This window comes from Bacteroidota bacterium (genome assembly GCA_034723125.1).
Lineage (GTDB): Bacteria > Bacteroidota > Bacteroidia > CAILMK01 > JAAYUY01 > JAYEOP01.
The window spans coordinates 1-14700 of record JAYEOP010000183.1; the positions used below are offsets into that span (position 1 = coordinate 1).

A 14700-nucleotide genomic window follows, 5' to 3' on the forward strand; every position below is an offset into this window, starting at 1 on the left:
CGCAGAAACGCAGAGGAAAAAGTAACAAAAAAAATCAACCCTATTTAGGCAAGCACAGAGAAATGAGAGGTGAGAAATGAGAGGTGAGAAATGAGAGGTGAGAGGTGAGAGGTGAGAGGTGAGAAATGAGAGGTGAGTCAACCAACCCTATTTAGGCAAGCACAAACGAGGACTGCTTACTGAAGACTGCCGACTTCTTTATTTGTTTATTTGGAATTTGACTGCTGGTTGGAGACTGCCTACTGCTGACTGAGGACTGTTTTTGACTACCTCTGCTAAAAAGCCCGAGATTGTCGCGGTCGTACCTCCCTCACAATGACGACCTTATGGGTTGTTGTTGTAAGAATTGTTTATTTGCTTATTTGTTTATCTGTTTATTTGTTTATTTGGAATTTGACTGCCGGCTGAAGACTGCCGACTGGAGACTGCCGACTGGGGACTGGTAATTTGTTTATTCGTAACACATACACATAACTCTAAGTACTTCTTCTTGTTTATTCGAAATTTGACTGTTGACTGTTTTTTACTGCCGACTGGAGACTGCCGACTGCGGACTGGTAATTTGTTTATCCGTAACTCTTAGTTTTTAGTTTTTAGTTTTAACTCTAAGTACTTTAGGCACTTTAAGTACTCTAAGTACTTCTTCTTGTTTATCCGTAACACATAACTCTAAGTACTTTAGGCACTTTAAGTACTCTAAGTACTTCTTCTTGTTTATCCGTAACACATAACCTTTTAGTTTTTAGTTTTTAGTTTTTAGTTTTCTTGTCATCATTTCCCCGTTCTGTACTTTATAAATAGCTATTCCCATTCTTATTTTATGATGTTCAATTTTCTCCTTTAAGTGTTCAAAAAGTACTGCTGTAGAATCTATAACTTCTGTTTCTTTAATTGCTCCAATGATTTTATCAAGTTCATCAATATTTATAAATTTCATAATATCAATTTCGTATCTTTTTTCATAAAGATAAGCAAAATGTGAATATATTGTATTGATATGTAACTTTCGCTCTGAGGCTATTTCCGTTGCAGTTTTTCCTTCCTTATATAATTTAAAAGTCTGTAAATATGTTGCTCCTTTGATTTTACTGCCCTGCTCATACTCTGTTTGAATAAAAGATAAAATTTCGTTGATAAACAACTCTCCATACTTTTTATACTTAAATTCTCCTACTCCCGAAATATTTTTCATTGCCAACTCAGTTGTTGGTTTTTCAGATGTCATTTCATCTAATGAAGCATCACTAAAAATAACATAGGGAGGTACGTTGTCTTTATCAGCAAGCTCTCTTCTAAGCTTTCTTAAAGCTTCAAAAAGGTCATTTTTAATTCTTTGTGTTTTTGTTATACGCTTAGGTGCTTTATGAAATTCTGCTTTTTCCTTTACAAAACTCATCTGAACAAGATTTACCTTACGATTGTTAAATAAAACTTCATTACTTGCATTTGTTAATTTCAAAGCATTATTTTCATCATAAGCAATCTCTATCAAGCCCATATTCAGCATTTGCAACAAATATTGTTGCCAATCGGCATAACTTATATCTTTTCCTGCACCAAAAGTTTTTATTGTATTATATCCAAAATTAAAAATATCACGTCTGCTTGAGCCTCTCAAAACATCAATCAACAATCCTGTCGAAACTGATTCTTTTAATCGCTTTATTGCCGATAAAGCTTTTTGTGCTATAACTTTTCCGTCAAAAACATCAGGAGGATTTTTACATACATCACAATTTCCACAATCATTTTCTAGATGCTCTCCAAAATAACTTAGCAATATTTTTCTACGGCAAACAACAGCTTCTGCATATTCCTGCATTCTCTTAAGCTTTGTAAGTTGCAATTCACGCTGTCCGCTATCTTCTGCAAATTTCCTTAGCAATATTACATCCCTCAAACTGTAAAACAGCAATGTGTCGCTTTTTAGTCCATCTCTTCCTGCCCTACCGATTTCCTGATAATAACTTTCAATATTTTTTGGTAAGTTAAAATGTATTATCCACCTCACATTCGATTTGTCTATTCCCATTCCGAAAGCAATGGTAGCACAAATTATAGGAATTTTATCATTTACAAAATCTTCCTGAGCCTTTGCTCTAACTTTAGCTTCCATTCCTGCATGGTAATGAACTGCTTTAATTCCAATATCATTTAATCGCTTTGCTACATCCTCTGTAGTTTTTCTGGCAAGACAATAAATTATCCCTGATGTATTCGGTCTTTTTCTAATAAAATCAAGTGCTTTAGCAAATTTATTACGCCCGGGCAAAACAGCAAGACTTAAGTTTGGTCGGTCAAAAGAAGCAATATACTCCTTTGATTCAGGAATATTCAATTGTTTAAGAATATCTTTACGTGTAATTTTATCAGCAGTTGCAGTAAGTGCAATTATAGGAATATTTGTATATTCTATTCTAAAGAATTTTAATTCCGCATATTCAGGACGAAAATCATGCCCCCAAGAAGAAATACAATGTGCCTCATCAACAGCAAAAAGACTTATATTAATCTTATCCAAAAATTGACGAAAATTCTTTGACAGTAATTTTTCAGGAGAAAGGTACAAAAGCTTAATCTTCCTGTTTATTGCATCATTCTCAATTTTACTTTGTTGTGCATAAGATAGAGAACTATTTAAAAACTCCGCTTTAATTCCATTGGTTCTAAGTGCTTCCACCTGATCTTTCATTAAAGAAATCAAAGGAGAAACTACAATAGTAATTCCCTCAAGGATTAAAGCAGGGATTTGATAGCAAATTGATTTACCACCACCTGTAGGCATTATCACTAATGAATCACTTCTGTTTATAACATTATTAATAATTTCTTCCTGCAAAGGACGAAATTTATCAAAACCAAAATATTTATTTAATAGCTTCTGAGGCTCGCTGATATAACTCAAATCAAAGAAATTTAGAATAATTTAACATTGTTTTAGTACTTCGATATTAAGGATTATTTATGTTTAATAAAAAAATAATTGGAATTTATATAAGGTCTCTTAGAAAACTGTCAACTTTTATGAAATGAAAAAAATATTAAATGAGAAAATGAATGAAAAACAATTTATTATCAGCAATTTTTCATAGAAAACCCTATTCTTTTTCTTTCAATATCAATGCTTTTAACTTTCACTTCTACTTGTTGATGCATTGTAACTATTTCATTAGGGTCAGAAACAAATTTGTCTGCAAGTTCAGAAATATGAACAAGACCATCCTGCTTAACTCCAACGTCTATAAATGCACCAAAGTTTGTAATATTTGTTACAATTCCTGCTAACTTCATTCCTACTTCTAAATCTTCAATTTTTCTTACATTCTTATCAAACTCAAAAACTTCCACTGCTTTTCTCGGGTCACGTCCCGGCTTAGCAAGTTCTTTTAAAATATCATTTATAGTTGGTAAGCCTATATTTTTATCAACATAATCTTCAGCATTAATTTTCTCTCTAATCTCAGATTTCCCAATTAATTTCTCCAAACTACAATTATTTTTCTTCATCATTTTTGTTACTACATTGTAGCTTTCAGGATGAACAGAAGTATTATCAAGTTTGTTTTCACCATTTGTTATTCTTAAAAATCCGGCACATTGCTCAAAAGCCTTCCCTCCCATTCTTTTAATTTTTTTCAAATCCATCCTTGATTTAAATGCTCCTTCTTTTGTTCTATGCTCAACAATATTTTTTGCTAACTGTGGACCTAAACCAGAAACATACATTAATAAATGCTTACTCGCAGTGTTTATGTTTACACCAACAAGATTTACACAACTTTCTGTAACTTTATCTAGGCTTTGCTTTAGTTTGTTTTGCTCAACATCATGTTGATATTGACCTACACCAATTGATTTAGGATCAATTTTTACCAGTTCAGCAAGAGGATCCATTAGTCGTCTTCCAATAGAAACCGCACCACGAACAGTAACATCATATTTTGCAAATTCTTCACGAGCCACTTCAGAAGCAGAATAAATAGAAGCACCATCTTCACTAACAACAAATGCTCTCACATCTTTGGTAAACCTTATTTTTGATACAAAGAATTCTGTTTCCCTGCTTGCAGTCCCGTTTCCTATTGCAATTACATCAATTTTAAAACTACTAACTAATGTTCGTAATTGCTTAGAAGCCATTTTGATATTTCCTGAACGTCCATGGGGATAAATATTTTGGTTATGCTCAAGATTTCCTTGTTCATCAAGACAAACTATTTTACAGCCTGAAGTAAATCCCGGATCAATTGCCAAAACACGTTTTTGTCCCAAAGGTGCTTCAAGTAACAATTGTCTTAAATTTTTTGAAAATACATTTATTGCTTCATCATCGGCAATTTCTTTTGAACTATTTCTAAATTCTGTTTCTATAGACGGCTTTAGTAATCGCTGATAGCTATCTTTTACTGCTAAAGTAATTTGTTCAGGACAATTAGAATTATGTTTGATAAAAATTCTTTCTAAAATTTCTATTGCTTTTTCTTTAAAAGGAGAAATATTTATTTTTAAAAAGCCTGCATCCTCTCCCCTACGAATTGCCAAAATCCTGTGTGAAGGGCATTTACTTAACTTTTCTTCATAATCAAAGTAATCTTTAAACTTAATTCCTTCCTCTTCCTTAGCTTTTACAAGCTTTGATTTTATTATCGCTTCCTTACTAAACAACCAACGTATTTTCTTTCTTGAGTTTTGATTTTCAGCTATCCATTCGGCAATAATATCTCTTGCACCTTGCAATGCATCCTCAACTGTTTCAACTTCTTTATTTATGAATTTTTCAGCTCTTAAAAAAACGTCTTGTTCATTCTGAGCCATTACAATCTTTGCAAGTCCCTCAAGTCCCTTTTCTTTTGCAATGCTAGCTCTGGTTTTTCGTTTTGCTTTGTAAGGAAGATAAATATCCTCAAGTTCCACCGAATCCCAGCATTTTTCTATTTTATTTTTTAATTCATCTGTTAATTGCCCCTGCTCTTCAATAGATTTTAAAATTGTTTCTTTTCGTGCTGATATTTCTGTCAGTTTTTTTAATTGTTCATCAATCTTTCCAATCTCTACTTCATCAAGACTTGATGTTACTTCTTTACGATAACGAGAAATAAATGGTATTGTAGAACCTTCTTCAAGCAATTCTACAGTTTTTTCAACCTGCTTTTCAGAAATTCCTAAAGCGGAAGAAATAATTTCTCTAAAAATAATATTCATAGCGGTAGTAAAATTTTTTTCAAAATTAAGGGAAGTCCCCTTAATGCCTTTAAAAATTTATATTTTTTTTAAAATACTGATAATCCAAATAATAAAGAACTTTTATTGAAAAACTATTTTGGGCAGGAATGCTAAAAGTATTATCAATATTCGCAAAAAGATTTTGAACTATCTCATCTTCAACATTATAAATTGAATTTTTCCAAACAACAGATATTATGCTACCCGGTGCAAAATGCCATGAATAAATCAAATCAATATTAAAAATATTAAAATTTATATCATTATTCTCATTGTAATCAGTAGCAGTTAAATAGCCATCTTCCTTTAAAAGAAAAAATTCCTTATAGTCTGCAATTGACCAATAATGCCTGAGTCTAAAGCTTAAGGATGATTTATTGTTAAATATATATGTTGAATTTATAGTATTTGCTAAAGTTTGTTGGTCTCTTTTGCCAAAAATAATATTCAGTTTAGCACTTGTATCCGTGAATTGTGTAGCATAACCATATTGATTTTTACTTTTATTCAAATCTAAACCATAAATTATCATAAATTTATCACTTAATCTAATTCGTGGGCTTAAAGAAATATTAAAGGAAGAATTTTTATGAGAATAATCGACATGACTATATGAAAATCTTGTATCCAAGGCAATTTTCTTACGATAATCGGATGACATCCAAGTTCCAAACCAAATATTTGAAGGAAGATTATATTTCCACCCTTTAACTCTTGCTTGGTAAAAATCAACTTTTTCAATAGGAGAACCACCGACATAAAATCCAAGTGAAAAATGATTTTTTAGAGTTGCACTTGTATGGGTATTTATAATAAATGAAGAATATTCTCTTGGTAAATAATTCATTGAGTAATCAATATGCAATCTAGTGTTTAAATTTAAAAACTTCCAAAATGGTTTAAAAATAATATATGAAATACCTCCTTCAAAATTCATTTCATTATTTGATTGCAAATAACCAAGGTCATTAGGATCGTATTTATCACTTTCAACTGAATGTTCCAAGTCATATTGAAAATTACCACTTCTTTTTCCAACATTAATTTCATAAGAATAGCCAATATCAGTTGCATCTGCATATTTTTGACTTACTAATAAATCACCGTCTATTGAATATTTCTTAGAACTCTCCATTAAACTAAATGTAGTAGCTGTAACATTTGCTGAATAATCTTTTCTGCTAACGTTTGTATTTATTAACGAAACAAATGAATTGTTTTTTAAAGATTGATCCAGAACAAAAATATTATAGTTTGTAAATGACTGTGTTTCAATTACACGTTCCTTGCCCAAAGAATCAGAAATTATTGCTTTTGCAGGAGAAGTCATCGCATTAAATATTCCAATTCCTAAACCCTGTTGTGTTCTCCCTGATATTTTTGTAGCATTTATCAATTTTGTTGATGAGGGGTTTTCTGTTAATTCTTCTCCTTTTTGTAAACTATCAGAAATAGAATAATAAGCAATAGGTTGAGTACCAATCCTTCTTGAATAAAAAATCCCTCCTTTGTTAAAAAGGTTAGTTCCTTCTGTAAAAAACTGTCTTTTTTCTTGGTATCTAACCTCAAAAGGTGATAAATTTAATATCTCATCATCAGATTGAACCTGCCCAAAATCAGGTATTAATGTCATATCCAGTGTAAAGCTTTCATTTATTCCATATTTTAAATCCATACCATAATTGAAACTATAACCTAATTTATCATTTTCCGGATTTTTGTTTAAATAGCCGGAAATATATGGAAAAAAAGATAACCTCAAAGGAGGTTCAATATCATGGATTCCAATAAGTTTTGCTGATTGTGTGATTATTCCGTTTTTTTCCTTGTCTATAAAATTATATGTTGACCACTCTCTGTATCTTTTTATATTTCGCCAAAAATTAATACCCCAAACTTGCTCTTTTTTATTTGGAAAACGGATTGCAGAATATGGGATTTTAAATTCAACTACCCATCCTTTATCATTTATTTTTACTGCACTTTGCCAAACAGGATTCCAATTTTGATCAACTCCTGTTGGTGAATGAAAGCGGTCTAATTGTACTCCTGATGCAGATACTCTAAGTTCAACTGCATTTAGGTCATCATTAAATGGTGCTAAGTTAATAGCAAATGCATCTGAATTAATATTATCAATTTCATCTCTTTTCCCAAGCTCAAGGAGAATGCTATCGGGATAAGGATCATACATAATTGCTGCTATGAATATTGCTTCATCGTTATAAATTACTTTCACTTCTGTATCAAAAGTAGCAACTTTTCCATTAAATGGTTCATATTGTATAAAATCGTTTGCAATTGGGATATTTTTCCAAACCTCATCATTTAAAACCCCATCAATTTTAGGTGCTTTTTTAATTTTTATAGCTTCAAGAACTTTTTTGTCATTTTGTGAAAATAATGAAAAACTAATAAAAATAAGGAAGGTAATAAATAATATGATTTTTTTCATTAAATATAAACGGATTCTCTTAAATATTAAAAGAATGCTTGTAAACAAAAATTTTACCAAAGACAAAAAATATTTCAAAAAAAAGTTCTATGTTGATTTATGTTGTTAAAAAAATATTAAAGCCACAGATTCACAGATTAAAATTAATTTAAAAGAGTAATTTTGTAATCTGTGAATCTATCTTTGATAGACATAGTCTTTACTTTTAGCATGTCTTCGACAGACGAAATCTGTGGCAAATTTGATTACTCTCAGTATTTGATATAGAACAAAAAAAAACCTTAAGCAAATAAATGCTTAAGGTTTTTTTTTAAATTAAAATGAATTTTATTGAATACCTGTTCTTGTATCCCACCACATTTGTTGACCCCAAAAATGATCAACAATACCGGTTGCAACAGCATTTATACTTTTGCCGTTAAGATTAAATTCATCTGTTGGATAAGGATAACGGAAAGGAGAACGATCATGAGTTCCGTAAGGTGAACCGGGTGCTTCCACATTCAATGGAACATCAGTTCTTCTTACTTCAGCCCATGCTTCATGTCCTTGCTTAAACAATGAAATCCACTTTTGCATATAGATTTTGTCAGCACTTCCATCCCATAAAACATCAGGTTCTGCAAGGTAAGTAGCAGCAGCAGCACCTACACCATGTTCTTCTAATGAAGCTGTTACACCTGCTTCATAAGCATCTTTTGCAGCAATACCACCAACATTCCATCCATTAAGTGCAGCCTCTGCAATTAAGAACTGAACTTCAGGATATCTCAAATAGAATGAATATCCGTCTGCTGTTCCTCTATAATAATCACCAATTCTTGAAATTGTATCCATTGCAAATGAACCTTCTGTGGCTCCGGGAACAACACCTCTGTAAATTACAGCAGATGAATCAGGAAATGCATCTTTAGCAATTACAGGAAGTCTTGGGTCTTTATATTGTACAAGGATGTCAATTAATGGTTGACCCATTCCATGATCATCACGAGCATCGTCAATATTATTTTCAGCCCATGGCTCTTTATAAGGAGCAGAACCTTCCCACTTAAACTGAGCATTATCAGCATTACTTCCCATTATTGGGTTGTTAGTAGGATCACTAAAAATTGTTTGAAAAATACCTTGTGCAGTAGTAGCATCTTTATTAGAAATTCTGATTGCAATTCTCAAACGCAGTGAGTTACAAAACATTTGCCAAGCAGCAGCATCACCACCATAAAGTAAATCGCCTTCACCAATTTCACCAATTGTAGCTGCATTAAACAAATCATTTGCTTCTTTAAGTTTTGCAATTAAATCAGTATAAATATCAGCTTGTGCATCATATTTTGGATTTGTAATTCCTTCATCACCTTGTAGGGCTTCTGAATATGGAATTGCTTTCCATGTATCTGTACCAATTTGAAAAACAAATGCTTTCATTGTCATTGCAACAGCTTGCAGATTTTTATTTTCAGCAGCAATTGCTTTTTTCTCTACAATGTCAAGATTTTTCAAAACACGATACAAATAATACCATGAATTATTAACTACGCTTTCACGAAACTCATATCTTGATTCATCAACATATTGAATTTTGCCTAAATGACCTACGTATGACTCAAAATTATTCATATCCATCCAGTCATCATAAAAGTTATCGGTAAAATACCTTAAACTAAATGCCAACACATTGGTTGCCGGAGCATCAGTTACGTTATTCGGATCAGTATTGATCTCTTCAAAATCCTTTGTACAGGCACCGACAATAAATATTATACCTAGTAAAAGAACTATTTTGTTTTTTAAGAATTTTTTCATAATTATATTTTTTTTTGGTTTACTAAATAATTAAATCAATTTATTAAAAATTAACATTTAATCTGAAACCTAAGCTTCTTGTAGGAGGCAATTGATATTGCTCAAGACCCATACCTGAGAGGCCTGTTCCAAATCCTGTTTCAGGATCAATGTGAATATCATTACTTTCATGAACCCAAAGAAGTGCTACATTTCTTCCAACAAATGAAAGATTTGCTGATTGGATGAAAATACCATCTAACCATTCTTTTGGTAATTGATATGAAAATACAATTTCACGTAATTTGATAAAGCTACCATCAATAATTGAGGCTTCTTGATTTCCCCAGTAATTTTCATAGTATCCTTGTGCTGATGTAACTATATCGTTTTTGATATAAGTACCAGGATTATTAGGATCTTCTGTAACTACTGTTTCATTTTTAAGAACATCTTCTCCAACTATTAAACCAACTTCACGAATATTTTTATCAGTTACACCCTCTCTTGAAGCCATTTGAGCTGTTTCAGCAGTAATACCTGCATAAGCACCAAACCAATCTGTTACACTATAAAGGTCTCCGCCTTTACGGAAATCAATTAAGAAACTAAAGCTTAAATTTTTATAGCTGAATGCATTTCTAAATCCACCTGTAAAATCAGGAACAACATTTCCAATTTCAATAGGAGTAGCTGTTTTTAATGGACGACCTCTATCACTAACAATTAAATCTCCATCAGGATCTTGTATTCCATCTTCATCAGTATCTGTTCTTAAATATCCTTTACCTTTAATAACACCAAATTTTTCTTCAGGACGAGCTTCTATTGTAAGTCCACCCCATGAATTTGATAATTGATATGCTTCTAAGTCTCCGTATAATTCGTTAACCATAGCATCATCTTTTGCAAAGTTTAAAATCATATTCCAATTAAAGCCATCTTCACTTTTAAGAACTTTTCCTGTTAGAAGTAATTCAATACCTTTGTTTTCAATTTCACCAGCATTAATCCACATATTACTAAATCCTGTAGCTGTTGATACATCAATAGCCATGATTTGATTTTTAGTAACTTTGTCATAATAAGTAGCATCTATACCAATTCTATCTTTGAAAAATCTAAATTCACCACCAAACTCTGTACTATTAATATTTTCAGGTAATAATCCTGAGTTAGGCATTGATGTAGGAGCAAAATATTGTGATGTTCCCATAAATGCACTTGTACTTGCTGAATATGTAAGAGCAAGCTGATAAGGATTAGTATGGTTACCAACATTTGCCCAGCTACCTCTTAATTTAGCAAAAGAAAATACATCTGAATTCATCTCAAGAGCTTCTGATAATATAAAGCTTAAACTTGCTGATGGATAAAAATATGACCAGTTATCAGCAGGTAATGTAGAACTCCATTCGTTTCTTGCAGTAATATCTAAATATAAATAATCTTTATATCCAAAACTTCCTGAACCAAAAACACTATTTGTTCTAAATTGCTCTTTGTACATGTTTGTTACTGGACTGCCTTTAGCATTTCCAATATCAAAGAAATTAGGTACTGTTAGCTCAGATGCAGACATTGAAGTGAAATTATAATTATAATCTCTATAGTTTGCACCAAAAGTACCATTAAAGGAAATATCTTCTGAGAAATCTTTAGTGGCTGTAAAAATAAGATCAGCATTTGTTTCTTGCTCAAATCTATTATTAATCCAGAATGAACCATTAGGTGATTCATTAGATTTATTTGCTACAACATGCTTACGTGTTTCTGTATAAAAGTCACTTCCTACTCTTGCCATAACACTTAACCAGTCAGCTAATTGATAATTTATATTAAAGTTACCAAAAACTCTGTCTCTTTGTCTTGATGTTGTATTATTATATACAGTCCAGTAAGGATTGTTATGATAACTTGTATTCCAGTTATAAGGATTTCCAAATACATTTTCAGTATCCCAGTTTTCTTTCAAAGATTGCATATTTACCTGACGACCAAACCATGAACCAATTGATTGCATGATATTATTTGCGTCATATCCTCCACCGGGAAGGTTATCACTTTTATTTTGAACATAAGCTACTTGTGCACCTGCACTTAGCTTATTTGTAAGATTCATACTACCATTAAATGTAATATTATTCTTAGTAAGGTCAGTATTAGGAATTGCACCTGTAGCATCTGTATTTGTAATAGACAAACGAGCTGATGCTTTTTCTGATGCTCCTGAAAGAGCTAAGTGATTTTTAAAAGTTACACCTGTTTCAAAGAAATTCTTTACGTTATCCGGTTGTGAAACCCAAGGTGTTGCAGTTCTAGTTGTAGGATCGTTAGCATCTTCAAGTGGGCTATCAAATTGTTTTACTTTTTGTCCTATATCTAGTCTTGTTCCCCAGCTTTCATCAATTCCGTCCATTGTTCCACTCCAGTTACCATTATAAAATTCAAATGAATTAGCAGTACCATAATCTTCGTATGACTGAGCACTATCTTTATATATTTCATAATAATATTCACTACCGAGATAACCTTGTCCGTAATCATTTTGATAATTAGGTAAAATATAAACGTCATCAAATGTAACTGATGTTGTGTAAGATACGCCAATACCTTTTTTAGCTACTAAGCCTTTTTTAGCTTTTTTGGTAGTTATAAGAATAACACCATTAGCAGCACGGCTACCATAAAGAGCAGCAGCATTAGCACCTTTAAGTACACTCATTGAAGCAATATCGGCAGGATCAATGTCCATAGCAGCATTACCAAAGTCAACATCTCCCCACTGGGAAACTCCTGTTGAATAGTTGGATACAGGTACACCATCAATTACAAATAATGGTTGGTTTTCTGAAAAAGAACTGTTACCACGAATAACAATTCTGGAAGAAGAACCAATAGCACCACTTGCACTTGTAATTTGTACACCTGCTATTTTACCTGATAATGAATTTACCAAGTTTACTTCAGGAGCTTTTGATAGTTCTTCACCACTTAGTTCCTGAACTGAATATCCCAGAGCTTTTTTCTCACGGGAAATTCCAAGAGCCGTAACAACAACTTCATCGAGTCTTAAAACATCTTCTGCCATTGCAACATCAATTTGTGTGTTGGTTCCAATGACTTTTTCAATTGTTGCCATTCCAACAAAAGAAAACTTAAGGACATTGTACTTTTCAGGAACTGAAATCTTGTACATACCGTTTTTATCGGTAGAAACACCTATCTGAGTTCCTTTCACAACAACTGTTACCCCAGGTAATGCATAGCCTTCTTTTGCACTTGTAACTTTTCCTGTTACTACCTTTTCTTGGGCATTTGCTACTTGCAATCCTAAATAAAATAGAAGTGCAAGTAAAATTGTAATTTTTTTCATAATTTAATTTTTTAGTTTAAAAAAGTTTAAGGTTTGTTAAAAGATTTTTTTTAGCAATTATATATTTTAGGAAGTGTCAAAATAATAATTGTTGCTTATAAGAAATTTTTTCATAACTCATTAAATGATTTATAAATTCAACTACAATTATAGGAGTTTTTTTTGTTCTAGCAAGGGAAATAATTAAAAAAATTTTAAAAAACTTCTTTTTTCTCTCATATTTACTATTATTTAATATACAAAAATAGTTAAATGTTTTATTAATTTGGTATAAAGTAAATCTTGTATTTAATTATATCCACAATCTATAAAGTGCTGTTTTTGCATTTGTTATAAATTAATATTTTATACATACTGTAAGTATTTAAACTATTATTAGTTTTGCAACAACATTCAAACAATTACATTTGTTGTTATACAATAAACTTTTACAATTATTAAATTTTTATGCAAGAAATCACGAATAGCTACAAAAAATATGGAAATGGCAAAACAGTTTTAATCTTGCATGGTTTGTTTGGAATGCTCGACAATTGGCATAGTTTTGCCAAATTACTTTCAAAAGATTATGAAGTTTATATTATTGATTTACGAAATCATGGGCGTTCTACTAAAACAAATAATCATAGCTATAAATTAATGTCAAATGATATTTTCAATTTCGTTCAAAAGCATAATATTAATAAGGTATCAATTATTGGTCACTCAATGGGAGGTAAACTTGCTATAAAATTTGCTACACTACATCCCAAATTGGTTGAAAAATTAGTTATTATTGATATTCTACCAATAAAATATGAGCTTCTGCAAGAGCATAAAATAATATTTAAAGCGATTGACTTCATTGATTCAAATGACTTTTACAATAGAAAGAAAGCTGATTTAAAATTATCTGAAATAGTAAATTCAATGAAATTAAGAATATTTTTAATTAAAAATTTAACAAAAGATAAATCAGGGAAAATTATTTGGAAATTCAATTCAGTAGCTTTAAAACAAAATATTCAAAATATTTTGGGTAGCATCAAAATTGAAAATAAAATTCAAATACCTACATTATTTATTAAAGCAGGCAAATCCGATTATATTTTCAAGGATAAATATAATTCTATTAAAGCAAGTTTTGAAAATTCTAAAATAATAGAGATCAAAGACAGCACGCACTGGGTTCATGTTGATAAAGCTGAAAAATTGCTTAATATCCTTACTAACTTTTTAAAATAAATTTTTAAAGGAAGTTTTAATAATTGGGAAATAGGATGCTACAGACAATATAATAGAAGTATGTCTTCGTCAGACGAAGTCAGTGGTTAATTTTATTACCCAACTCAAGTTTCGCATAATAATTCCGCATGCTAACATATTCATTATCTAACTGTTATATTATGTATTTTTTCTTAGTGTAAATTGTGCCTTGGTGCCTTTGTGGCAAGATATTGATAATTAGCCACGAAGGCTCTAAGACACAAAGAATCACAAAGTATGAAACAATTCATTATGGAATTATTATACTATTGATTTTCTTTATGTTATCACAACTCGACATTTAATAAGTTTCCGAATGTCAATTCTTTATATTCAAATGCGAAACTTTAGTTACCCAATAAAAATATCATAGAACATAATAGTTAAATTAGAATATATATGGGAGGTTCTTTAAATACATTTCTTTTAAGAAACAAAGATAATGAATAAGATGCAAGGCACAAATTTTTCTGAATAGCCGTCCGCGTGTCGCTGAAGCTTTAGCGGAGGCACAAGCTATTGAGAAAAATTTTAACGCAGTCAGTTTGTTTATTATCTTTGTTCCCAAAGGGTTTTCAGAGTTTTTCATATACTTCTTCAAAACTTTTTACATTATCCC

At 31.2% G+C, this 14700-nt stretch carries 6 protein-coding genes; 1 reads left to right on the top strand and 5 read right to left on the bottom strand.

Annotation, left to right across the window (positions count from 1 at the left end):
* Window positions 1-742 precede the first annotated feature (742 nt).
* The 5 genes from recQ to U9R42_05450 form a co-directional block, all read right to left on the bottom strand.
* Window positions 743-2905, bottom strand: coding sequence for a DNA helicase RecQ (recQ, locus tag U9R42_05430; GenBank protein ID MEA3495461.1), 2163 nt, complete (start codon window positions 2903-2905; stop codon window positions 743-745).
* Between the two features lie 170 nt (window positions 2906-3075).
* Entirely contained in the window at window positions 3076-5202 is a 2127-nt protein-coding gene (locus U9R42_05435) for a Tex family protein (protein ID MEA3495462.1), read from the bottom strand.
* Window positions 5203-5251: 49 nt separating this feature from the next.
* Window positions 5252-7678, bottom strand: coding sequence for a DUF5916 domain-containing protein (locus U9R42_05440; protein MEA3495463.1), 2427 nt, complete (start codon window positions 7676-7678; stop codon window positions 5252-5254).
* A 327-nt stretch (window positions 7679-8005) separates the two neighbouring features.
* Window positions 8006-9481, bottom strand: a complete 1476-nt coding sequence (locus tag U9R42_05445; GenBank protein MEA3495464.1) for a SusD/RagB family nutrient-binding outer membrane lipoprotein — start codon at window positions 9479-9481, stop codon at window positions 8006-8008.
* 43 nt (window positions 9482-9524) lie between these two features.
* A complete protein-coding gene (locus U9R42_05450) occupies window positions 9525-12836 on the bottom strand; it encodes a SusC/RagA family TonB-linked outer membrane protein (protein ID MEA3495465.1) in 3312 nt (1103 codons plus the stop codon).
* 447 nt (window positions 12837-13283) lie between these two features.
* Here U9R42_05450 and U9R42_05455 point away from each other — a divergent pair, with 447 nt between their 5' ends.
* On the top strand, window positions 13284-14060 hold the full coding sequence (locus tag U9R42_05455) for an alpha/beta fold hydrolase (GenBank protein ID MEA3495466.1): 777 nt from the start codon (window positions 13284-13286) through the stop codon (window positions 14058-14060).
* The last annotated feature ends 640 nt before the right edge of the window (window positions 14061-14700 follow it).

Excerpts from the sequence above, each read along its gene's own strand:
- U9R42_05440 (MEA3495463.1), bottom strand. The coding sequence starts at position 7,678 with ATGAAAAAAATCATATTATTTATTACCTTCCTTATTTTTATTAGTTTT.
- U9R42_05435 (MEA3495462.1), bottom strand. The coding sequence starts at position 5,202 with ATGAATATTATTTTTAGAGAAATTATTTCTTCCGCTTTAGGAATTTCT.
- U9R42_05450 (MEA3495465.1), bottom strand. The coding sequence starts at position 12,836 with ATGAAAAAAATTACAATTTTACTTGCACTTCTATTTTATTTAGGATTG.
- U9R42_05455 (MEA3495466.1), top strand. The coding sequence starts at position 13,284 with ATGCAAGAAATCACGAATAGCTACAAAAAATATGGAAATGGCAAAACA.
- U9R42_05445 (MEA3495464.1), bottom strand. The coding sequence starts at position 9,481 with ATGAAAAAATTCTTAAAAAACAAAATAGTTCTTTTACTAGGTATAATA.